Annotated in this window: 23 protein-coding genes and 1 other RNA gene (1 of these 24 only partly in view); 9 read left to right on the top strand and 15 right to left on the bottom strand. The window is 67.6% G+C overall.

Features of this window, described 5'->3' with window-relative positions; all coding sequences use genetic code 11:
- Window positions 1-38: 38 nt before the first annotated feature.
- Entirely contained in the window at window positions 39-743 is a 705-nt protein-coding gene (locus Q0326_RS14370) for a response regulator (protein WP_298691673.1), read from the bottom strand.
- A gap of 163 nt (window positions 744-906) precedes the next feature.
- Here Q0326_RS14370 and Q0326_RS14365 point away from each other — a divergent pair, with 163 nt between their 5' ends.
- The 3 genes from Q0326_RS14365 (at window position 907) to Q0326_RS14355 (ending at window position 4,495) form a co-directional block, all read left to right on the top strand.
- The gene (locus Q0326_RS14365) at window positions 907-1,554 is read left to right on the top strand and encodes a response regulator transcription factor (RefSeq protein ID WP_298691671.1); all 648 of its coding nucleotides are present in this window, start codon (window positions 907-909) and stop codon (window positions 1,552-1,554) included.
- A gap of 65 nt (window positions 1,555-1,619) precedes the next feature.
- Window positions 1,620-4,079 carry an ATP-binding protein gene (locus Q0326_RS14360; RefSeq protein ID WP_298691669.1) on the top strand — a complete coding sequence of 820 codons (2,460 nt, stop codon included), beginning with the start codon at window positions 1,620-1,622 and terminating at the stop codon, window positions 4,077-4,079.
- Complete coding sequence (locus Q0326_RS14355; RefSeq protein ID WP_298691667.1) at window positions 4,076-4,495, top strand: response regulator; 420 nt, start codon at window positions 4,076-4,078, stop codon at window positions 4,493-4,495. The genes Q0326_RS14360 and Q0326_RS14355 overlap by 4 nt, the downstream gene beginning before the upstream one ends.
- Here Q0326_RS14355 and Q0326_RS14350 read toward each other — a convergent pair.
- Window positions 4,492-4,773, bottom strand: a complete 282-nt coding sequence (locus tag Q0326_RS14350) for a chorismate mutase (protein WP_298691707.1) — start codon at window positions 4,771-4,773, stop codon at window positions 4,492-4,494. The two genes, Q0326_RS14355 and Q0326_RS14350, sit on opposite strands and share 4 nt — an antisense overlap.
- A 98-nt stretch (window positions 4,774-4,871) precedes the next feature.
- Here Q0326_RS14350 and Q0326_RS14345 point away from each other — a divergent pair, with 98 nt between their 5' ends.
- The 3 genes from Q0326_RS14345 (at window position 4,872) to Q0326_RS14335 (ending at window position 8,971) form a co-directional block, all read left to right on the top strand.
- A complete protein-coding gene (locus tag Q0326_RS14345) occupies window positions 4,872-5,897 on the top strand; it encodes a polyprenyl synthetase family protein (RefSeq protein WP_298691665.1) in 1,026 nt (341 codons plus the stop codon).
- Between the two features lie 156 nt (window positions 5,898-6,053).
- Complete coding sequence (gene hrpB / locus Q0326_RS14340) at window positions 6,054-8,573, top strand: ATP-dependent helicase HrpB (RefSeq protein WP_298691664.1); 2,520 nt, start codon at window positions 6,054-6,056, stop codon at window positions 8,571-8,573.
- Window positions 8,574-8,665: 92 nt separating this feature from the next.
- Window positions 8,666-8,971, top strand: coding sequence for an ETC complex I subunit (locus Q0326_RS14335; RefSeq protein ID WP_298691662.1), 306 nt, complete (start codon window positions 8,666-8,668; stop codon window positions 8,969-8,971).
- A 70-nt stretch (window positions 8,972-9,041) separates the two neighbouring features.
- On the opposite strand, the gene Q0326_RS14330 is transcribed toward Q0326_RS14335, so the two are convergent.
- From Q0326_RS14330 to Q0326_RS14315, 4 genes are read right to left on the bottom strand one after another with little or no spacing between them, the layout of a single operon-like run.
- On the bottom strand, window positions 9,042-9,578 hold the full coding sequence (locus Q0326_RS14330; protein WP_298691660.1) for an NUDIX hydrolase: 537 nt from the start codon (window positions 9,576-9,578) through the stop codon (window positions 9,042-9,044).
- Window positions 9,575-10,240 carry a hypothetical protein gene (locus Q0326_RS14325; RefSeq protein ID WP_298691658.1) on the bottom strand — a complete coding sequence of 222 codons (666 nt, stop codon included), beginning with the start codon at window positions 10,238-10,240 and terminating at the stop codon, window positions 9,575-9,577. The genes Q0326_RS14330 and Q0326_RS14325 overlap by 4 nt, the downstream gene beginning before the upstream one ends.
- A 1-nt stretch (window position 10,241) precedes the next feature.
- Window positions 10,242-11,168, bottom strand: coding sequence for a TPM domain-containing protein (locus Q0326_RS14320; RefSeq protein WP_298691656.1), 927 nt, complete (start codon window positions 11,166-11,168; stop codon window positions 10,242-10,244).
- A 14-nt stretch (window positions 11,169-11,182) separates the two neighbouring features.
- Window positions 11,183-11,770 carry a LemA family protein gene (locus Q0326_RS14315; RefSeq protein WP_298691654.1) on the bottom strand — a complete coding sequence of 196 codons (588 nt, stop codon included), beginning with the start codon at window positions 11,768-11,770 and terminating at the stop codon, window positions 11,183-11,185.
- 124 nt (window positions 11,771-11,894) lie between these two features.
- Here Q0326_RS14315 and mscL point away from each other — a divergent pair, with 124 nt between their 5' ends.
- From mscL to Q0326_RS14300, 3 genes are all read left to right on the top strand, one after another.
- Entirely contained in the window at window positions 11,895-12,347 is a 453-nt protein-coding gene (gene mscL / locus Q0326_RS14310) for a large conductance mechanosensitive channel protein MscL (protein ID WP_298691652.1), read from the top strand.
- Window positions 12,348-12,358: 11 nt separating this feature from the next.
- Window positions 12,359-12,713, top strand: a transfer-messenger RNA (tmRNA) gene (ssrA, locus tag Q0326_RS14305).
- 129 nt (window positions 12,714-12,842) lie between these two features.
- Window positions 12,843-13,145 (top strand): hypothetical protein, encoded by a 303-nt coding sequence (locus Q0326_RS14300; RefSeq protein WP_298691650.1) that lies wholly within the window; start codon window positions 12,843-12,845, stop codon window positions 13,143-13,145.
- 121 nt (window positions 13,146-13,266) lie between these two features.
- Here Q0326_RS14300 and pnp read toward each other — a convergent pair whose 3' ends face one another.
- From pnp to infB, 9 genes are all read right to left on the bottom strand, one after another.
- A complete protein-coding gene (gene pnp, locus Q0326_RS14295) occupies window positions 13,267-15,612 on the bottom strand; it encodes a polyribonucleotide nucleotidyltransferase (protein ID WP_298691648.1) in 2,346 nt (781 codons plus the stop codon).
- Window positions 15,613-15,852: 240 nt separating this feature from the next.
- Complete coding sequence (gene rpsO, locus Q0326_RS14290) at window positions 15,853-16,122, bottom strand: 30S ribosomal protein S15 (RefSeq protein ID WP_298691646.1); 270 nt, start codon at window positions 16,120-16,122, stop codon at window positions 15,853-15,855.
- 16 nt (window positions 16,123-16,138) lie between these two features.
- Window positions 16,139-17,137, bottom strand: a complete 999-nt coding sequence (gene truB, locus Q0326_RS14285) for a tRNA pseudouridine(55) synthase TruB (RefSeq protein ID WP_298691644.1) — start codon at window positions 17,135-17,137, stop codon at window positions 16,139-16,141.
- 39 nt (window positions 17,138-17,176) lie between these two features.
- Window positions 17,177-17,728, bottom strand: a complete 552-nt coding sequence (locus tag Q0326_RS14280) for a GNAT family protein (protein ID WP_298691642.1) — start codon at window positions 17,726-17,728, stop codon at window positions 17,177-17,179.
- Window positions 17,725-18,303, bottom strand: coding sequence for a thymidine kinase (locus tag Q0326_RS14275; RefSeq protein ID WP_298691640.1), 579 nt, complete (start codon window positions 18,301-18,303; stop codon window positions 17,725-17,727). Before Q0326_RS14275 ends, Q0326_RS14280 begins: the two co-directional genes overlap by 4 nt.
- Window positions 18,303-18,692 carry a type II toxin-antitoxin system VapC family toxin gene (locus Q0326_RS14270; RefSeq protein WP_298691638.1) on the bottom strand — a complete coding sequence of 130 codons (390 nt, stop codon included), beginning with the start codon at window positions 18,690-18,692 and terminating at the stop codon, window positions 18,303-18,305. The genes Q0326_RS14275 and Q0326_RS14270 overlap by 1 nt, the downstream gene beginning before the upstream one ends.
- Window positions 18,673-18,966 carry an AbrB/MazE/SpoVT family DNA-binding domain-containing protein gene (locus tag Q0326_RS14265; protein WP_298691636.1) on the bottom strand — a complete coding sequence of 98 codons (294 nt, stop codon included), beginning with the start codon at window positions 18,964-18,966 and terminating at the stop codon, window positions 18,673-18,675. The genes Q0326_RS14270 and Q0326_RS14265 overlap by 20 nt, the downstream gene beginning before the upstream one ends.
- Window positions 18,967-18,997: 31 nt before the next feature.
- On the bottom strand, window positions 18,998-19,390 hold the full coding sequence (gene rbfA / locus Q0326_RS14260; RefSeq protein ID WP_298691634.1) for a 30S ribosome-binding factor RbfA: 393 nt from the start codon (window positions 19,388-19,390) through the stop codon (window positions 18,998-19,000).
- A 168-nt stretch (window positions 19,391-19,558) separates the two neighbouring features.
- On the bottom strand, window positions 19,559-20,263 hold part of the coding region annotated (gene infB / locus Q0326_RS14255) for a translation initiation factor IF-2 (RefSeq protein WP_298691632.1) (this coding region is incomplete at its 5' end). Its footprint extends 1,696 nt past the window's final position; 705 of 2,401 annotated nt are visible.

Here is a 20,263-nt window from a genome sequence, read left to right as displayed (position 1 = left end):
CTAAATTTTTGAACGACCAAGTATTGTTAGACCAAAGTCTAATATTCGTCGATCGATCGCCGGTCGCCATCGGCGCGGGGCGCACCGATTCCGGCCGCCGCGATCTGGGCCAGCGCCTGTCGCGCGCTGGTCCGCGCCTCGGCATAAGCGGAGGCATCTCCCTCCGACACCGCAAGCCAGGGGCGATGGACGTCGGGAAATCCCAGCGTGCCGGCGACGCCCGCCAGCTTGTGCGCGTGCGCGATGTCGCCGGCATTATCCTCACACGCCAGCGTCTGTTCGAGCTGCGCGCGGAAGCGGTCGATCAGACCTGCGATTTCTGCGATACCGAATGTTGCCGCGAGCCGGCGGACCGGGGCTGGCAGGTCGGTCGGCCACCAGCGCAAAGCCGCTTCGCGCAGCGTTTCCGCGGTAAAGGGCTTGGTGACGAGCCCGTCCATGCCGGCGGCGCGGATGCCGGCCTGCAGATCGGCGCCCCGCTGTGCCGTGAAGGCGAGGATCGGCGCGCTGGCGCTGGCGCCCGGCCCGTTGCGGATGGCGCAGCTCGCCTCGAAACCGGTCATGCCCGGCATCTGGATATCGATCAGGACGAGGGCATAGCGCCGGCATGCCGCGATCCCGACACCCGTCTCGCCGTCGTCAGCATGGTCCACGCGCCATCCGCCGGCGGTCAGTACGGCGTCGGCAAGGGTATGATGAGCCGGCTCATCGTCTATAAGAAGAAGGAAAGGATCATCCGCCATCGGGTGCCAAACTGTGCTAAGGAAGCGCGAGCGAATATTCAATAGCCCCGTCGAATAGGAAATGAGCAATTGAATATGATCAATGTTTCTGCAAACCCTATGTCATAGAGCAGACAACAGGTCGAAGCGAGGATAGCTTCGCCTTTGTCCGGGAGGCGTATCGTTGTCTGGGTCGAGATTGCTGCTGGCGGACGATCACCCGCTGATTCGGGAAGGCCTTGCGCTTGCCGCGCGCGTGGCCATGCCCGAGCTGACCATCGATAGCGTCGGCACGATCGCCGACGCCGAGGCTGCGATCAGTCGTCACCGCGGCTATCGCCTCGCGCTGCTCGACCTGGTTTTGCCTGATGCGCACGGCTTTTCGGGCTTCCTGCGCTTGCAGCATCTGCTTGGCACGGTGCCGATCGTGATCGTCTCGGCGCGCCAGCAGCCGGAGCTGATCGAGGCGGCGCGTGTGCTGGGCGCGGCGGGCTACCTCTCCAAGACGCAGCCGCTCGACGAAACGCTCGCGTCGCTGCGCACCGTTCTCGCCGGGGGAACCGTATTCCCGACGATCCGGCAGACCAGCAATGCGGATGTCGGCGCGGCGCGTGCGCGCATCGCCGACCTGTCGAGTGCGCAGCTGCGCGTGCTGATGGCGCTCGCCGACGGGCGGCTCAACAAACAGATCGCGGGCGAACTGGGCGTCACCGAGGCGACGATCAAGGCGCATCTCACCGCGATCTTCCGTAAGCTTGGGGTCAACAATCGGACGCAGGCGATCCTTGCCATGCAGCCGCTGCTCGGGGAGCCGGCGGCCGACGGTCCATGATGTCGGATATGCCGATGATGGGCGGTTTGCTCCCGTCGCCGCGATCGGTCCCACGTCCGCCGTCGATGATCGCCTATCTGCTCGCCGCGATCCTCGGCACGCTGGCGGTTACCCTTCTGCCGCTCTGGATCGGCCAGCAGGTCCACGAGGCGGGGGATCGCCGGCAACTCGTGCGCGAAGCCTACGAGCGACGGATGAACACCAACGAGCTGATGATGGCGATCACCGAGGCCGAGTCGGCGCAACGCGGCTATGTGATCACGGCCGACGTGCGGTTTCTCGGCGAATTCGATGCCGCTCGACGCCGCGCCAATAGCGATCTGATCCGGGCGAGCGGCACCGATACGACGATCGGGGATCACGGTCGTCGCCTCGCGGTACTTCGGCGGCTCATCGACGATCGGTTCGGCGAGATGGCGACGGTCATCGGCCTGCGCCGACACCAAGGGCTGGACGCGGCGGTGGCGCGGATCGCCGAAGGGCGGGGCGTGGGGCTGATGTCCTCCACGCGTGACGAGGTCGCCCGGCTCGACCAAGACGAGGCCGAACTCGTGCGCGGGCGGATCGCGGTGCTGCAGGCCCGCTATGTCGCCTTCAGACAGGCGCTGATCGGCCTGATGCTGTTGGTCGGCTTGCTGCTGTTCACGGGACTGTGGGCGCTGTGGCGTGCGCGTGCGCATCGCTTCGCGCTCGAGCGCAACGCGCACGACACCTCGATGCGGCTGCTTGCCTTGTTCGCGGGGAATGCGGACGCGACGCTGATGATCGATGGCAGGGGCCGTATCGAGGCGGCGAACGCGGCCGCCAAGCAGTTGCTGGGCTACGGCCCCGGGGAACTTGCCGGTCGCGACATCGCCGATTTGTTCGATGGCCAGAATGACACGGACTTTCCCGCGTGCATCGAACTCGTCGACGACAAGGTGCCCAAACCCTATTGGCCCGACCGTTCGGTAAGGCACTATGCGGGCCACGCCGTGGCCGTCGACATCGCGCTCGGCGTGATGAACCTGCCGGATGGCCAGCACGTGCTGATGATGATGCGGGACATCGCCGAACGCAAATCGGTCGAGCGGCTCAAGGACGATTTCCTCGCCACGATCAGCCACGAGCTGCGCACCCCGTTGACGTCGGTGGTCGGCGCGCTCGGGCTGCTGCGCAAGGCGTCGGCGGATACGCTGCCCGATTCGGCGAGCCGCCTGATCGAGATCGCCGAGAACAACTCGCGCCGCCTGATCCGGCTGGTCAACGATCTGCTCGACATCGAGAAAATCGGGTCGGGACGGATGCGGTTCGAGCGGGCGCCGCTCGATCTGGTCGCTGTGGCCGACGCCGCGATCGATGGCGTCCGCGGCGTCGCAGACGCGCGCATGGTCCGGATCGAGCGGATCGCGCAGCACCCGCCGCTGATCGTGCAAGGCGATCACGACCGGCTGCTCCAGGTCCTCGCCAACCTGCTTTCCAACGCGGTTCGCGTCTCGCCGGCCGGTGGACTGGTGTCGGTCGAGGTCGCGCAGCGCGATGCCCAGGTGGTGGTCACCGTCGACGACGCGGGGCCGGGCATCCCCGAAGAATTCAACGGCCGCATCTTCGAGCGATTCGCGCAGGCGTCCAACGGTGCCGACGGGGGGTCGGGTTTGGGCCTGGCGATTTCGCGCGACATCGTGACCGCCCATGACGGGCGCATCTCGTTCGGCCGCTCGCCCGCCGGCGGTGCGCGGTTCAGCTTCACGCTGCCGCTGTCACGGTTCGACGAGCCGCTCCGCGGCAGCCAGCCCTGCATCCTGGTCTGCGAACCCGATCCGGTCGTCGCCCGTCGGCTCAGCGCCATGCTCGAGGCGGAAGATTGCGCGGCCGATTGCGTCGCGACCGATCACGCGGTGCAATCCGCCGTGGTGTCCGGGCGCTATGATGCGTTGCTGATCGACGTCGCACTGCCCGAGGCGGGCGGGTTAGAGACGCTGCGCGCGTTGCGCACCCGGGCCGAGACCCGGCTATTGCCCGTGATCCTTGTGGCGGATGCGGCGTTCGCAAAGATCGCCGATAGCGACGATCCACTGCTCGAACCGGTCGATTGGATTGCCAAGCCGGTCGATCAGGCGCGGCTGATCGCGTCGGTACGGCGGGCGATGGCGCATTCGATCGAGTCGCGGCCGACGCTTCTGCACGTTGACGACGACCTCGACATTCTTGAGGTTACGGCCGGCGTGCTCGCCGAACACGGTCGAGTCGTCCACGCGACCAGCATCGCGTCCGCACGCGCGGTGCTGGCCAGACAGACGCCCGATGTCGTCATCCTCGACCTGCATCTGTCGGACGGTTCGGGATCGGCCTTGTTGCCCGACCTGCTGCGGACCGACGGCCGTCCGATACCGACCATCCTCTATTCGGCGCTCGATGTGCCCGCCGACCTTGAGCGAAAGGTGGACGCGGTGCTGATCAAATCGCGCCGCTCGCTCGACAGCCTTGCGGGGGCGATCCAGCGGATCCTCGCCAGCCAGCCGCAGGACGCGGCGGTGGTGTCATGATCCGGATTCGATCGACCCGACCGCTCGCGATCCTCTGCGTCGACGACGATCCCGACATCCGGACGATCGCCGCGATGGCGCTGCGGCTCGATTCGGCGATCGCGGTGCGCGCGGTCGGGTCGGGCGCCGAGGCGCTCGCTATGCTCCGCGCCGCCGCGGACGGCTGGCGACCCAATGTGATCCTGCTCGACGTGATGATGCCGGAGATGGACGGACCGGCGACGCTCGCCGCGATCCGCGCGCTCGATGGCTATGCCGACGTCCCGATCGTCTTCATGACCGCGCGCGCGCGCAAGCCCGATCTCGAAGGCTATGCGGCACTCGGTATCGACGGCGTGATCGTCAAGCCGTTCGACCCGCTGCATCTGGCCGACGACGTCCGTGCGCTGATCGAAGACCGCGCCGCGCCGATCTAGCTGGTCCGGACCCGCTCGTGGTGGCGGATGACCTCGTCGATGATGAAGCGCAGGAATTTCTCGGAGAAGTCGGGGTCAAGATGCGCCGCCTCGGCGAGACCCCGCAGCCGCGCGATCTGCTCGTCTTCGCGACCGGGATCGGCGGCCGGCAGCTTCGCCTCCGCCTTGTAGCGGCCGACCGCCTGCGTCACCTTGAAGCGTTCGGCGAGCAGGAAGACCAGCGCGGCGTCGATATTGTCGATGCTCTCGCGAAAGCGTTGCAGCGTCTCGTCGGCCATCATGCGTGCGCTCCCCTCGGTAAGCCGCCCTCTTCGCGGGCGCGGGCGCGTCATGCAAGCCTTGCCTTTGCTGCGCCCACCCGCCAGAGGTTCGCGCCATGACAGCCACCGTGCATCCCTTCCGCACTGCCGTCCCCGGCGAGCCCGCGCCGTCGCTGGATCCGCTGCTCGCGCTTACCGCGGCCGACATGAACCAGGTCAACGCGGTCATCCTCGAGCGGATGAAGAGCGAGGTGCCGCTGATCCCCGAACTCGCGGGGCACCTGATCGCGGGCGGCGGCAAGCGGATGCGGCCGATGCTGACACTCGCCTGCGCACGGCTGCTCGGGTATGGCGGCACGCGCCACCACAAGCTGGCCGCGATCGTCGAGTTCATTCACACCTCGACTCTGCTCCACGACGACGTCGTCGACGGATCGGGGATGCGCCGCGGCAAGCGCACCGCCAACATCATCTGGGGCAACCCTGCCAGCGTGCTGGTTGGAGACTTCCTGTTCTCGCGCTCGTTCGAGCTGATGGTCGAGGACGGATCCTTGCGCGTGCTGCGCATCCTCTCGGGCGCGTCCGCGATCATCGCCGAGGGCGAGGTCAACCAGCTCACCGCGCAGCGCCGGATCGAGACCGACGAGGACCGCTACCTCGCGATCATCGGCGCCAAGACCGCGGCCCTGTTCGCTGCCGCCTGCCGCATCGCGGCCGTCGTCGCCGAGCGTGACGAGGGCGATGAGGACGCGCTCGACGCCTATGGCCGCAATCTCGGCATCGCCTTCCAGTTGGTCGACGACGCGATCGACTATGCGTCCGATGGGGCCACCATGGGCAAGGACGCCGGCGACGATTTCCGCGATGGAAAGGTGACGTTGCCCGTGATCCTCGCCTATGCGCGCGGCGACGCCGAACAGCGCCGCTTCTGGAAGGACGCGATCGAGGGCCGCCGCGTGTCGGACGCGGACCTGGCCCATGCTATCGATCTGCTGGCCGGCTGCGGCGCCGTCGCCGACACGCTCGCGCGGGCGCGCCATTATGGCCAGCGCGCGGTCGCAGCCCTGGGGCGCTTTCCTGACGGGCGTGCGAAGAGCGCGCTGATCGAGGCCGCCGAATTCGCCGTGTCGCGGGCCTACTGAGCCAAACCGTCCGCTGATTTTCCGTCATCCCGAAGGTGGTTCGGGATTCAGACCTGCCGGGTTGCGCCTCGCGGAGCAGCGTGCCTGTATTCCGACTCGCCAGGATGGCGGCGCCGGCGGTGGACAGCCCGCGCCAGCCGCGCCTAAGCCCCGCCGGTGAGCGCGCTTCCCATCCATGCCGTCCTTCCGGACCTGCTCGCAGCGCTGCGAACCGGATCCGGCGCGGTGCTGGTCGCGCCGCCGGGTGCGGGCAAGACGACCGCAATTGCCCCTGCGCTGCTCGCGGAGGCGTGGTGTCAGGGCGAAATCCTGCTGCTCTCGCCGCGTCGGCTGGCGGCGCGCGCGGCGGCGGAGCGAATGGCGGCGGTGGCGGGCGAACCGGTCGGCCAGACCTTCGGCTATGCGACGCGGCTCGACAGCAAGCGGTCGGCGGCGACCCGCGTCACGGTGTTGACCGAGGGCATCTTCCGCAACCGCATCCAGGCCGATCCCGAACTCGCAGGCATATCGGCGGTGCTGTTCGACGAGGTCCATGAGCGTAGTCTCGACAGCGATTTCGGTCTCGCGCTTGCACTCGATGCGCAGGCTGCGCTGCGCCCCGATCTGCGGCTGGTGGCGATGTCGGCGACGCTGGACGGGGCGCGTTTCGCGACGCTGCTGGGCGAGGGGACGCCGCTGATCGAAAGTGCGGGGCGCGGCTATCCGATCGCGCTGCACCATCTCGGTCGCGAGGCCGGCGGTCGTATCGAGGATGCGGTGGCGGCGGCGTGCCGGCGCGCGCTCGCCGAGCAATCCGAGGGCGGTGTGCTGGCTTTTCTCCCGGGCGTCGCCGAGATCGAGCGTACCGCCGAACGGCTCGACCGACTGCCCCCGGACGTCGACCTGCACCGGCTTCACGGCAGCCTCGATCCCGCCGAACAACGCGCCGCGATCGCCACCGCACCCGCAGGCCGCCGCAAGCTGGTGCTCGCCACCGCGATCGCCGAGACCAGCCTGACGCTCGACGGGGTGCGTATCGTCGTCGACTCGGGACTCGCACGCCGCGCCCGCTATGATCGCGCCGCAGGCGTGACCCGGCTGTCGACCGAGCGGGTCAGCCAGGCGGCGGCAACGCAGCGGGCGGGCCGAGCCGGACGGCAGGCGCCGGGGGTGGTCTACCGGCTATGGGAGGCGGCGGCGACCGCCGGTCTGCCGCGCTTCGATCCGCCCGAAATCCTCGAGGCGGACCTGTCGGCGCTGCTGCTCGACTGTGCGCTGTGGGGCGTGACCGATCCCGGGACGCTGCGCTGGCTCGATCCGCCGCCGGTCGCCGCCGTCGCCGAGGCGCGGATGCGTCTGGCGGCATTGGGCGCGATCGACCGCGATGGCCGGCCGACCGCGCATGGCCATGCGATCGCGGCGCTGCCGCTGCCCCCGCGCCTGGGGCACATGTTGGTTGCGGCGCCCGACAAGCGGATCGCGGCGGAGGTCGCTGTCTTGCTGTCGGAACGCGGGCTGGGCGGCGATACGAACGATCTCGCGCAGCGCCTCCAGCGTTGGCGCGGTGAACGCGGTCGACGTGCGGAGGCCGCACGCGGGCTGGCACGACGCTGGTCCTCGCTGCTCGCCGGCGATCGCCGGAGCCCAGGAGCCAGCGCCTCACGCGCAGCAGTTGACGAAACGCCGGCTGCGTGGGCTGGCCTGCGTCGCGGATCCGAAGGCGACGATGTCGCGCTCTGCATCGCGCTCGCCTATCCCGATCGGATCGCACGGCGTCGCGACGCCTCGGGCGAGACCTGGGCCAGTGTCGGAGGCCGCGGCTACAAGCTCGATCCCGCATCACCGCTGGCCCGCGAGGACTGGCTGGCCGTCGCCGAGACGCAAGGGATCGCTGCCGGTGCGCGCATCCTCGCCGCCGCCGCGATCGATCGGGCAACGATCGAGCAACTCTATGGCGCCCGCATCCTCGAGCTACGCGAGGTCCGCTTCGATCCCGCGACGGGGGGCGTGGCGGCGACCCGCGAGAAGCGGCTTGGCGCCTTGCGGCTAGGGGGCGGACCGGATGACAAGCCCGATCCGGCAGCAGTCACAGCGGCGCTCATCGAGGGTGTCCGGAGCGGCGGCATCGACATCCTGCCCTGGCCCGAGGGCGGCGCACGCCTGCGCGAGCGCGCCCGTTTCGCGCGGGCGTTCGACCCGACGCTCCCCGATCTCTCGGACGACGCGCTGCACGCGTCGCTCGACGAATGGCTGGTGCCGCTGGTCGAAGGCCGGCGCCGGCTCGATGCGATCCCGGCCGCCGATCTGGCGGGCGCACTCGAGACGATGCTCGGCTGGGACGGGCGCCGCGCGGTCGACCGCCTCGCACCCGATCGGCTGGCGACGCCTGCCGGCAGTTCGCATCCGATCGATTATGCCGCCGAGGCGGGCCCGACGGTCGAATTGCGTCCGCAGGCGCTGTTCGGGCTCGGCATCCACCCCAGCGTCGGCGACGGCCGCATGCCGCTGGTGTTGTCGCTGACCTCGCCTGCCGGTCGTCCGATCCAGACCACGCGCGATCTGCCGGGCTTCTGGGCCGGAAGCTGGGCGGCGGTCGCCAAGGAGATGCGGGGCCGCTATCCGCGTCATCCCTGGCCCGACGACCCCGCGCGGGCCGATCCCACGCTCCGCACCAAGAATGCGGCGCGACGCGGCTGAACCCCAGCGCCCCTGGCGTCCCTGCCAACGCCCTTGACGCGCGACGCCGCGCTGCGGCATCGCGTCGGCATCGCATATCGAGGAACGACGAAATGGCCGCGCGACTCTACCAGCGGATCAAGAGCACGATGCAGTCCGGCCGCGCCAAGGTCGGCGAGTGGACGCTCGAATATGAGCCCGCGCACGCCAAGACCCCCGATCCGCTGACCGGCTGGGCGGGGTCCGGCGATACGCGCGAACAGTTGCGGCTGACCTTCCCGAGCCTCGAGGCCGCGCAGGCCTATTGCGAGCAGAATGGTCTCGCCTTCACGGTGGTGCCGCTCAACGAGCGTTCGCTCAAGCTGCAGACCTATGCCGAGAACTTTGCGGTCGGCCCGATCGTACCCGCGGGCGATTGAGCGCGGCGGCTTCGCACGACGCGCACGCCCTAGAGAGATGCGCCGCGGCAACCACCTAGCGCCTGCCGGCCTAGCGGCCTGCCAAAATTCCTGCGCCGAGCAGCAGCAGTAGCTTAACGTCGGCGACCGTGCCCGCCGCGCGCCGTATCTCGAGGAAATCCGCCACTTCGGCCAGCGGCACGCGGTGCACGATGATATTCTCGTCGTCCACCCCGCCGCCGTCGGAGACCTTGGTCAGCCCGCTCGCGCGCATCAGTGTGAACGTCTCGGTGACCATTCCCGGCGAGGAGGCGAATTCGCCGATCGGGTCGATCCGCGCGGCGCGGTAGCCGGTCTCTTCTTCCAGTTCGCGCGCGGCGGCATCGGCGATCGCCTCGCCTTCCGTCTCGTCGCCGACGAGCCCGGCGGGCAGTTCCAGGCAGGACCGCCCGAGCGGCACGCGATATTGCTCGACGAGAATGACATGGCCGTCGTCGACCGCGACGATCACCGCGGCGCGCACGCCGCGCGTCCGCCCGACATATTCCCATTTGCCCCGCGTCTTGGTGACGATGAACTTGCCCGTCCAGCGCGTCTCTTCGGGCGTGTCGAGATCGGTAGCGCTCATAGCAAGATCGGCCTGTCCGGGAGTTCGTTGGTATCGTCGGCCGAGCGCGGGAAATGCTCGGCAAGCACCTGGCCGATGCGCTCGACCGCGGCCACCATGCCGTCGCCTGCGCGACCCTGGCGCACGGCTTCTATCAGCACCGCCATCGCCTCGCCCCACGTTTCGGGCACGACCTTCGCCGCGATCGATTCGTCTGCGACGATTTCCGCGCGCCGCTCGGCAAGCGAGAGGTACAGCAACACGCCGGTTTTGGCGCGCGTGCGGTTCTCGGCGGAGAGCCGGAAGAGCAGGATCGCGCGCCTCCGCACGCGCCGCGCGCGCGTCGCGCCAGGCGTCAGCGCGAGACGCACCGGCCGCAGCCCGAACAGATAGCGCGCGACCAGGAAGGTCGCGGCGAGCCCGAACAGCAGGATCGAGAGAAGTTCGCCCGCGGTCCACGCCGTCCAGCCGCCGACCGCACGGTCCAGCGTATAGACGAACAGGGCCGGTGCCGCCGCGACTAGTGCGAGCGCGAAGAACATCGCGAGCACCACCCAGTGCAGCACGACATCGTGATAGGAATCGGATTCGGGTGCGATGATGGTGACGATCTCGCCATCGCTTAGCGCCTCGGCGCGCGTTACCGCTTCGCCGACGCGGAAGCGGTCCTGCTCGCTCAGCATGTCACCATCCCCCCGACGCGCCGCCGCCGCCGAACGACCCGCCGCCGCCGCCGGTGAAGCCGCCGCCGCCCCAGCCGCCGTCGCTCCCTCCACTGCCGCCACCGGAACCGCCACCGAAGCTGCTACCGCCCGATCCACCACCGCCCCAGCCGCCGCTGCCCAGGCCCCACAGAAAGACCGGCCACGCGCTGCCGCCATAGGCGGTGCCGTGCCCCCGCCGGCGGATCAGTCCGCCGACGAACACCCAGCCGATCACGATCACCCAGAAAATCAGTGCGATCGGTACGCCGCCGCTCTGCGCGCGCTTGTGCTGCGCATCATAGGCCGCGATCGCTGCCTTTGCCTTGGCTTGCGCCTCATCGTCGGGCAGCGAGAGCTGGTCGATGATCGCCTGCGCCCCGGCATCGATCCCGCCGGCCATGTCTCCGGCCTTGAACGCGGGCGTGATCTTCGAATTGATGATGACGCTGGAATAGGCGTCGGTCAGCGCGCCCTCGACGCCCTGGCCGGTCTCGATGCCGATTTTGTGCTCGGCCGGCGCGATCAGCAGGATCGTGCCATTGTTGGCGCCCTTGAGCCCGACTCCCCAAGCGCGGCCAAGCTTGTAGCCATAGTCTTGAATGTCGTCGCCACCGAGGCTGGGGACCGTCGCGACGACGAGCTGTCGGCCTTGGCCCTGCGCGGCCGACTGTTTCTGGAAGGCCTCGAGCTTGGCTTCCAGCGTTGCCTTGCGATCTGGCGGCAGCACATTGGCGGCGTCGGTGACAAGCCCCGTGAAGGGCGGAAAGCTCTGCGCGAGGACAGGTGTCGGGAGCAGCGCCAGAATTGCCAGCAATGCGCCTGCGATGATCCTGGCCCAATAGTTCGGGCGCCACGTCCGCCGTTCCTGAACGCCTGCCTCTGCCAGAGCTTGGATGGTGATCGGCATCACCGCCGCGATCGTCAGAACGCGACCTTGGGGGCATCCTGTGCATCGGGCGCGGTCGCGGTGAAGGGGGTGATCGGCTTGGCGCCGTAGATCACCTTCGCGGTGATCATGTCGGGAAAGGTGCGGATCATCGTGTTATATTGCTGGACCGCGGCGTTATAGTCGCTGCGCGAGACCGCGATGCGGTTCTCGGTGCCTTCGAGCTGCGACTGCAGCGCGAGGAAATTCTGGTCCGCCTTGAGATCGGGATAGGCTTCCTTGACTGCCAGCAGGCGGCCGAGCGAGGCGCCGAGCTGGCTCTGCGCCTGCTGATATCGCTGCATCTTGGCCGGATCCTTGAGGTCGTCGCCCGAGATCGTGATCGACGTCGCCTTGGCGCGCGCCTGGACGACGCCTTCGAGCGTCGACTGCTCGTGCGTCGCATAGCCCTTCACGGTCGCCACCAGATTGGGGATCAGGTCGGCACGGCGCTGATACTGGTTTTCGACGTCCGCCCATTTGGCCTTGGCATTCTCTTCCGACGCCGGGATCTGGTTCACGCCGCAGGCCGAGAGCGAGACGGCGGCGAGCGGGGCAAAGAGCGCTAGGCGGCGGACGGTCATGTGTTGCTCCGTGAGGCGTTTCGCTTGCCTAATACACTTCGCGTTGCGGAGCGGCAACGGGCTTGCCGTGCCCGAAACATACGTTAACCCTGTCGGCACGAAGCAGATCGGAAAAGGAAGCGCGATGCTCAAGGAGTTCAAGGCGTTCGTGATGCGCGGTAACGTGCTCGATCTTGCGGTCGCGGTGATTATCGGCGCGGCGTTCAGCAAGATCGTTACCTCGCTGACCGAGGACGTGTTGATGCCGATCATCGGCCGGATCTTCGGCGGGCTCGATTTCTCGGGCTATTTTCTGATCCTCGCGCGCGACAAGGTGCCCGCAGCCCTGGTCGGGTCGACCGACTATGCGGCGCTGAAGAAGGCCGGCGTGCCGCTGCTCGGCTATGGCGCGTTCATCACCCAGCTCGTCAACTTCCTGATCGTCGCCTTCATCATCTTCCTCATCCTGCGGCTGGTGAACAAGGCGATGGCGCTGACCGCACGGCAGCAGGCGGAGAGCGCGGCCACGCCCGCTCCCGATTCCGCCGAGGTGATCCTGTTGCGCGAAATCCGGGATTCGCTGCGTACGCGGCCCTGACGGTCGCGACGACGGTTGCGACTCCGGTCACTGCAGCCTATATCCGCCTTGCCGTCCTTCGGGTCGGCTATGGTGATAAATGATATCGGGTGAGGCGCAGCGGACCCGGGGGCAGTACCCGGCGACTCCACCACAAGCCCCCAAGACCCACCGGGTCGACATGGGTTTCTGACGGGGTCGAACTAGGATCGACGTGTGTACGAGCGCGATGTTTTTGCCCGGCCTGATTGAGCCGTAAAACCGATCAAAACCACAAGTGCTAACGATAACGAGGCACTCGCGATTGCCGCGTAATCAAGGCCTAACGGCTTAGATTACAAGGCTTGAACGCGGTTCGGGCCGAACCGGGCAACAGAATCGGACACCGGCGGTACGGGGGGCACCGAGCAACAGAAGCTCCCCACTTTCCTCTCGATCGGTTGCGCGCGTGCTTTTCGTTGCGTCGCTTTGGGCTTGCGGCCAAGGTCCCGGCGTTTGCGGCGAGGAGCCTTTCCAATGCGTATGATCGCCCTGTCCAGCTGTCTCGTCGCGCTGGCGCTCGTCGGATGCGGCCCGCGCACCGCGGCCGACAAGGTCGGCGGCTATTTCGACAACAAGGCCGACGCGATGGACGCGCTCGCCGAGCAGCAACCGACGCCGCTCGCTAAACAAATCTACCACAATCGCGCCAAGGCATTGCGCGAGGAGGGCCGCGACCGCGAGAAGGGTCTGCGCGCCTCGAACGTAGGTAGCGAAGTGCCGCGCATGTCGAACGTCGAGGCGAATCTCGGCGTCGCGGAAGGCAATGCCGCGCAATAAGCGGAGCGGCATCCAGTAGATGCGCTCCGGTGTAGGCAGGAGCGGCGGCGGCCTCGTCTCGCCCAAACGAAAAAGGGGCCCGCGAACGGACCCCTTCCCCTATCGATCGTGATCGAGACGATCAGTCGTCGTCGCGGCTCAGGAAGGCCGGCGCGAACTCGGGCGCGGGGCCGTCGCTGTTGCCACCCTCGGAACGCTCGCGGCGCGGGCCACGATCGCCACCCTCGCGCGGCGCACCGTCGCGACGCGGGCCACCACCCTCGCGGCGGGGACCGCGATCGCGGTCGCCACCGCCGCCTTCACGGCGCGGGCCGCGGTCGCTGCGGGGGGGACGGTCGGCACCGGCCTCGCGCGGCGGACGGGTGTCCTCCAGCTCGGCACCGGTCTCCTGGTCGACGACGCGCATCGACAGGCGCACCTTGCCGCGCGGATCGATCTCGAGGACCTTGACCTTCACCTCCTGGCCCTCAGACACGACGTCCTTGGGGCTGGCGACGCGCTCGTTCTTCATCTCGGAGACGTGGACGAGACCGTCCTTGCCGCCCATGAAGTTCACGAACGCCCCGAAATCGACGATGTTGACGACCTTGCCGTCATAGATCTTGCCGACTTCGGCTTCCATCGTGATGCCCTGGATCCACTTGCGCGCGGCCTCGATCTGCGCCGGATCGGACGACGAGATCTTGACCGTGCCATCGTCGTCGATGTCGACCTTGGCGCCGGTGGTGGCGACGATCTCGCGGATCACCTTGCCGCCGGTGCCGATGATGTCGCGGATCTTGTCCTTGGGGACCGACATCGTCTCGATGCGCGGCGCGTGCGCGCTGAGTTCGGTGCGCGTGCTGTCGAGCGCCTTGGCCATTTCGCCGAGGATGTGCGCGCGGCCTTCGTTCGCCTGCGCGAGCGCGACCTTCATGATCTCCTCGGTGATGCCGGCGATCTTGATGTCCATCTGCAGGCTGGTGATGCCCTCGGACGTGCCCGCGACCTTGAAGTCCATGTCGCCGAGATGATCCTCGTCGCCGAGGATGTCGGAGAGGACCGCAAAGTCCTTGCCCTCGAGGATCAGGCCCATCGCGATGCCCGAGACCGGGCGCTTGATCGGCACGCCGGCGTCCATCAGCGCGAGCGACCCGCCGCAGACCGTCGCCATCGACGAGGAGCCGTTGCTCTCGGTGATGTCGGAGGTCAGGCGGATCGTGTAGGGGAACTCCTCCTTGGTGGGGAGCACGCCGTGCAGCGCGCGCCACGCCAGCTTGCCATGGCCGATCTCGCGACGGCCCGGCGCGCCGAAGCGGCCGACTTCACCGACCGAATAGGGCGGGAAGTTGTAGTGCAGCATGAAATGCTCGTAGCGCAGGCCGGTCAGGCCATCGATCATCTGCTCGCTTTCCTTGGTGCCCAAGGTGCAGGTCGCGATCGTCTGCGTCTCGCCGCGGGTGAACAGCGCCGAGCCGTGCGCGCGCGGCAGGAAGTGCGCGGTCGCCTCGATCGGGCGCACCGTCTTCGTGTCGCGACCGTCGATGCGGCGGCCTTCCTTGAGGATCGCGGTGCGGACGATGTCGGCCTCGAGCTTCTTGACGAGCTTGGAGGCGACCATCTGCTCCTGGGGCGAGCGATCGGCCATGGCGACCTTCGCCTTGGCGCGCGCGGCCCCCAGCGCGGTCTGGCGCTGCTGCTTGTCGGTCAGCTTGTAGGCGGCGTCGATGTCCTTGCCGACGAGCTTCTTGAGCTCGGCCTTGGTCTTGGTCGTGTCGTCGCCGGCTTTCAGCTCCCACGGATCCTTGGCGGCCTTCTCGGCGAGCTTGATGATCCCCTCGATGACCTTCTGCGACGCCTTGTGCGCGAACATCACCGCGCCGAGCATGACCTCTTCGGACAGCTCCTTGGCTTCGGATTCGACCATCATCACCGCGTCGTGCGTGGCGGCGGCGACGAGATCGAGCTCGCCGGCGGCAACCTGCGCGTCGGTCGGGTTGAGGATATACTCGCCATCGGCATAGCCGACGCGCGCGGCGCCGATCGGGCCCATGAAGGGGAGGCCCGAGATGGTGAGCGCAGCCGAGGCGGCGATCAGTGCCAGAATGTCGGGCTCGTTCTCGCCGTCATAGGAGAGGACGTGGCAGATGCAGTTGATCTCGTTGTAGAAGCCCTCGGGGAAGAGGGGGCGGATCGGGCGGTCGATGAGGCGGGAGACGAGCGTCTCCTTCTCGGTGGCGCCGCGCTCGCGCTTGAAGAAGCCGCCGGGAATGCGGCCGGAGGAGAAATATTTCTCCTGATAGTGAACGGTGAGCGGGAAGAAGTCCTGCCCTTCCTTGACCGACTTGGCGGCGGTGACCGCGCACAGCACGACGGTCTCGCCGAGCGTCGCGATGACGGCGCCGTCGGCCTGGCGGGCGACGCGGCCGGTCTCGAGGGTCAGCGTGGCGCCGCCGAACTCGATGTCCACTTTCTTGATATCGAACATTTTGCTTCCTTCACTCCGCCGACCCGATGCCGGCGGGGCCTATCTGCGGGCTAACCGGCCCGCGTCGGTGTGGAGCAGTTTCTGCTCCCGCCAGCGTGCCGGATTGCGCGCTGACTAATCTCTAAACGTCACCCCGGACTTGATCCGGGGTCCAGAGCCAGAGGCGTGACGTTTGCCGCCCTGGATCCCGGGTCGAGCCCGGGATGACAAAAGGGGCGCCCTTGCGGGGCGCCCCTGGTGTTACTTGCGAAGGCCGAGCTTGACGATCAGGTCGGCATACCGCTGCACGTCCTTGCGCTTGAGATAGTCGAGCAGCGAACGCCGCTTGTTGACCATCATCAGCAGGCCGCGGCGCGAATGATTGTCCTTCGCATGCGTCTTGAAATGCTCGGTGAGGTTGCGGATCCGCTCGGTCAGGATCGAGACCTGGATCTCGGGCGAACCGGTGTCCTCGGCGCCGCGGGCATGGTCCTTGATGACCGCGGTCTTGCGCTCTGCAGTAATCGACATCGGGTTACTCCTATCTCTAAAGGTTGAAACCGCGCACCACTTTGAGCTCTATCCCGTCGGATAAGACGAGCGCGACCGGAACAGACGAGTCGGTCGCAAGATAGGAGCCCGGTGTTGCAGCGATCCCGATCACCGGGCGACCCTGACGGAGCGCCTGTGCCTGATCGGGGGTGACGGGTAGGGCCGGGATGTCGTCCAGCCCCGCCGTCAGCGGCAAGAGTGCCTGTTCAAGCGCGCGCCCTTGCCCCAGATCGGCCAGGGTGTCCAGTGAAATCGCGGGTTCGAGCGTGAACGGCCCGGCCTTGGTGCGGCGAAGCATGGTGACGTGGCCGACGGTGTCGAGCGCGACCGCGATGTCGCGCGCGAGGCTGCGGATGTAGGTGCCCTTGGAGACGGTGGCGAGGAGGGTGGCCTCCTGCAACGCCATTTCTCCGTCGTCCCGGCGAAGGCCGGGACCCATAGACGGCAGCGCATCGCCAGCGGCCGCATCGTGTCCATGGGTCCCGACTTCCGTCGGGACGACGGTGAGGGCATGGATGGTGACGCTGCGCGACGCCAGCACCACCTCTTCGCCCGCCCGCGCCAGATCATAGGCGCGCCGCCCATCCACTTTGAGCGCCGAGTACGCCGGCGGCACCTGCTCAATCGGGCCGGTAAACTGCGCCAGCACCGCCTCAAGCGTCGCCGCCGTCGGGCGCTTCTCAGACGTCGCGATCACGGCACCTTCGAGATCGAGCGTATCGGTCTGCTCGCCGAATCCGATCGTGAACGCATAGGCCTTGTCGGCATCGAGCATCCGCCCCGACAGCTTGGTCGCCTCGCCGAGCGCAATCGGCAGCACGCCCGAGGCGAGCGGATCGAGCGTCCCGCCATGGCCGACCTTGACCTTGGCATAGCCGCCCGCGCGCAGCGCCCGCTTGACCGCCGAGACGATGTCGGTCGAGCCCGGCCCCACCGGCTTGTCGATGACCAGCCAGCCGTGGAGCGCGGGGCCGTTTCTGTCGGGAGTTGCCATGGGCGGGGCGCTAGGGGCGGGGCGACGCCACGGCAAGTCTCAACGCGCCGGGGGCCACTCGTCGCGCAGGATCGAAAAGAGCGCGGTATCGCGGACATGGCCTGTCCACGTCACCCGATCGCGACGCAACTGCCCCTCGCGGACCGCGCCGAGCTTGGCGACGGCGGCAAGGCTGCGCGCGTTGCGGGCATCGACCTTGAATTCGATCCGCGCAAACCCGCAGCCGAAGGCGCGGTCGATCATCAGTCGCTTGACGCGGGTGTTGAGGCCGGTGCCGCGGACCGCCGGCATAATGTAGCTGCTGCCGATCTCGAGCCGACGATGTTGAGGCGCGATATTGAGGAAGCCGCTCATGCCGACGAGCGCGTCACCGTGCCGGATCGCCACCATCGTTCGCGCCGGGTCGGCAAGAATCGTGGTCATGTTGCGATCGAACGCGTCGTCGAGAAAGCTGATAGGATAGATATCCCAGATATCTCGATCGGCCGCGCAGGCGTAGCGCAGCGCCTCGCGATCCGCCTCGACGAGCGGCTCGAGCCGCACGTCGCCGTCGACCAGCGGTGCGGCCAACGGTGCCCGGTCCGCCGTCATCGCGCGACCTGCTCCATATAATGCCGGCGGCACAGCGCGACATAGCGATCGTTGCCGCCGATCTCGGTCTGCGCGCCGTCGGTGACGGCGTGGCCGTATTCGTCGACTCGCAGGTTCATCGTCGCCTTGCGCCCGCAGGCGCAGATCGTCTTGATCTCCTGCAGCGTGTCGGCGAGCCCGAGCAGAGTCGCGGAGCCCTCGAACAATTCGGCGCGGAAGTCGGTGCGCAGCCCGTAGCAAAGCACGGGCACGTCGAGCCGGTCGCACACGGCGGCGAGCTGGAACACCTGGGCCTTGCTGAGAAACTGCGCCTCGTCGACCAGCACGCAGCCGATCCGCCCGTCCTCCAGCGCCTCGGCGACCAGCGCGAACAGATCGGTGTCCGCCTCGAACGCGATCGCCTCCGTCTGCAGGCCGATCCGTGAGCGGATCGAGCCCGGCGCATCGCGGTCGTCGATCGCGGCGGTGAACAGCAGCGTGCGCAGCCCGCGCTCGGCATAGTTGAAGCTCGATTGCAGCAGCTGCGTCGATTTGCCCGCGTTCATCGAGGCATAGTAGAAATAGAGCTTGGCCATCAGCCGAGCGTCTCGATCGGCACCGGGCTGTCGGGACCGGCGAGGCGGACGAGTGCACGATCGAAGGTGACGAACGCCGGCATGTCGCGCGCTGCGACGAGGCGGATGACGTCGGCGATGTCGGCCCCGGCTTCGAAGCGGGCGAGCGCCCAATTGATATGGGGTGCCGCCTCGATGACGACCCCAGAGATCGACATCACCGTGCGTAGCGCTGCCACCACGGCGTCGCGCGGTTGGCGGTAGCGCGACCCGAGCAGCCATGCCGTTTCCATCAGCACAGAGAGCGGGACGAATGCGCCGCCCGTCAACACGCTCACGGCAAGGCGATACTGCTCGGCATCGTCACGCAGCAGAAACCGCGCGAGGATGTTAGTGTCGACTGCGTTCATCGCGGCGGATGGCGCTCTTCGCCCATTCTTCGTCGATGGTCGCGTTCATCTCCTCGATCGAGACAGGCGGCCCGTCATATTTGATGATCTCGCGGAGGCGGGCGACGGCCTCCTCCATCGTCAATGTCGGCCTCGTCTGTGCCGGCCGCAACACGATCGCGCCGGCGCTTTCGCTGACGTCGAGTTTCTGACCAGGCCTGAGTCCCAGCCGGTCGCGAACGTCCTTGGGGATGACGACCTGACCCTTGGCGGATAGGGTGGTGCGCGCGCTCATCTCGGTAAGATGCGTCTTACCCGGAAAACTGTCAATCGTCGGTCAGGTCCTGCGCGACCTTGGGGTCGCGCAGCAGCCTGTCGATATGGCTGCCCTCGTCGAAGCTCTCGTCGGCGCGGAATTTGAGCTTAGCGGCATATTTGAGCTGCACCCGTCCAGCGACCGCGCGCTGCAGATAGGCGGTGTTGGTGCGCAGCGCCTTGAGCACCGCCTCCTCATTCTCGCCGAGCAGCGACTTGATGAAGACGACCGCATGTTTGAGATCGGGCGACATCCGCACCTCGGTGACCGACACGGTATGCTTGGCGAGCGTCTCGTCGTGGACGTCGCCGCGGGTCAGCACCTCGGAGAGAATGTGGCGTACCTGTTCACCCACGCGGAGCAGGCGGACGGTCTTGCCTTCGGCGGATTCGGTCTGGCGCATATCTGCTCCTTCCCCTCTCCCTGCGGGAAAGGGAGGGGTCCACCGTCCGCGAGGACGGTGGGCGGGTGAGGGCATCCGGCCTGCGCGTCAGGCCCTCACCCAACTCCGACTAGACGGCGATGCCGCCAAGTCTGCGTATCCTCTCCCCGAAGGGAGAGGGCTTGGGGATTACAGCGTCCGTTCGCGCATCTCGACTTCGAACGTCTCGAGGAAGTCGCCCGGCTTGATGTCGGTGTGACTCTCGAAGGTGACGCCGCATTCGAGCCCCGCGCGGACCTCCGCGACATCGTCCTTGAAGCGCCTGAGCGAGGCGATCGCGCCATTGTAGACGATGACGTCCTCGCGGGTGATGCGCGCGCGCAGTGCCTTGCGGATGAAGCCCTCGGTGACGAGCAGACCCGCCGCCTTGCCATGCTTGCCAGCCGAGAAGACCTCGCGGACCTCGGCGCGGCCGACAACATGCTCGATCGCCTCCGGCCCGAGCTGCCCCGCCATCGCGGCGCGGATCTCGTCGAGCAGCGCATAGATCACGTCGTAATATTTGAGCGCGACGCCATCGCGGGTGGCGAACTGACGCGCCTTGGCGTTGGCGCGGACGTTGAAGCCGATGATCGGCGCCTTCGAGGCCGCCGCCAGGCTGACGTCGCTCTCGGTGATCCCGCCGACACCCGAGTGCAGGATGCGCACCTGGATGAGATCGGTCGAGATCTTGTTGAGCGAGCCGACGATCGCCTCGACGGAGCCCTGCGTGTCCGCCTTGACGACCACCGGGAACTGCTGCGCCTGCTTCTCGCGCAGCGCCGAGAACATCGTCTCGAGGCTGGCAGGGGCAAACGTCGTGCGCTTGGTCTGGATCACGCCGGCACGATAGGC

The sequence above is a fragment of the uncultured Sphingomonas sp. genome (assembly GCF_937859915.1).
GTDB lineage: Bacteria > Pseudomonadota > Alphaproteobacteria > Sphingomonadales > Sphingomonadaceae > Solisphingomonas.
This window is presented reverse-complemented; position numbering and strand designations above follow the sequence as displayed.

What these genes read in the sequence shown, in the direction of transcription:
- Q0326_RS14370 (WP_298691673.1), bottom strand. Translation starts at nt 743, where the DNA reads ATGGCGGATGATCCTTTCCTTCTTCTTATAGACGATGAGCCGGCTCAT.
- Q0326_RS14360 (WP_298691669.1), top strand. Translation starts at nt 1,620, where the DNA reads ATGATCGCCTATCTGCTCGCCGCGATCCTCGGCACGCTGGCGGTTACC.
- Q0326_RS14355 (WP_298691667.1), top strand. Translation starts at nt 4,076, where the DNA reads ATGATCCGGATTCGATCGACCCGACCGCTCGCGATCCTCTGCGTCGAC.
- Q0326_RS14350 (WP_298691707.1), bottom strand. Translation starts at nt 4,773, where the DNA reads ATGGCCGACGAGACGCTGCAACGCTTTCGCGAGAGCATCGACAATATC.
- Q0326_RS14345 (WP_298691665.1), top strand. Translation starts at nt 4,872, where the DNA reads ATGACAGCCACCGTGCATCCCTTCCGCACTGCCGTCCCCGGCGAGCCC.
- Q0326_RS14335 (WP_298691662.1), top strand. Translation starts at nt 8,666, where the DNA reads ATGGCCGCGCGACTCTACCAGCGGATCAAGAGCACGATGCAGTCCGGC.
- Q0326_RS14330 (WP_298691660.1), bottom strand. Translation starts at nt 9,578, where the DNA reads ATGAGCGCTACCGATCTCGACACGCCCGAAGAGACGCGCTGGACGGGC.
- Q0326_RS14325 (WP_298691658.1), bottom strand. Translation starts at nt 10,240, where the DNA reads ATGCTGAGCGAGCAGGACCGCTTCCGCGTCGGCGAAGCGGTAACGCGC.
- Q0326_RS14320 (WP_298691656.1), bottom strand. Translation starts at nt 11,168, where the DNA reads ATGCCGATCACCATCCAAGCTCTGGCAGAGGCAGGCGTTCAGGAACGG.
- Q0326_RS14315 (WP_298691654.1), bottom strand. Translation starts at nt 11,770, where the DNA reads ATGACCGTCCGCCGCCTAGCGCTCTTTGCCCCGCTCGCCGCCGTCTCG.
- mscL (WP_298691652.1), top strand. Translation starts at nt 11,895, where the DNA reads ATGCTCAAGGAGTTCAAGGCGTTCGTGATGCGCGGTAACGTGCTCGAT.
- Q0326_RS14300 (WP_298691650.1), top strand. Translation starts at nt 12,843, where the DNA reads ATGCGTATGATCGCCCTGTCCAGCTGTCTCGTCGCGCTGGCGCTCGTC.
- pnp (WP_298691648.1), bottom strand. Translation starts at nt 15,612, where the DNA reads ATGTTCGATATCAAGAAAGTGGACATCGAGTTCGGCGGCGCCACGCTG.
- rpsO (WP_298691646.1), bottom strand. Translation starts at nt 16,122, where the DNA reads ATGTCGATTACTGCAGAGCGCAAGACCGCGGTCATCAAGGACCATGCC.
- truB (WP_298691644.1), bottom strand. Translation starts at nt 17,137, where the DNA reads ATGGCAACTCCCGACAGAAACGGCCCCGCGCTCCACGGCTGGCTGGTC.
- Q0326_RS14280 (WP_298691642.1), bottom strand. Translation starts at nt 17,728, where the DNA reads ATGACGGCGGACCGGGCACCGTTGGCCGCACCGCTGGTCGACGGCGAC.
- Q0326_RS14275 (WP_298691640.1), bottom strand. Translation starts at nt 18,303, where the DNA reads ATGGCCAAGCTCTATTTCTACTATGCCTCGATGAACGCGGGCAAATCG.
- Q0326_RS14270 (WP_298691638.1), bottom strand. Translation starts at nt 18,692, where the DNA reads ATGAACGCAGTCGACACTAACATCCTCGCGCGGTTTCTGCTGCGTGAC.
- Q0326_RS14265 (WP_298691636.1), bottom strand. Translation starts at nt 18,966, where the DNA reads ATGAGCGCGCGCACCACCCTATCCGCCAAGGGTCAGGTCGTCATCCCC.
- rbfA (WP_298691634.1), bottom strand. Translation starts at nt 19,390, where the DNA reads ATGCGCCAGACCGAATCCGCCGAAGGCAAGACCGTCCGCCTGCTCCGC.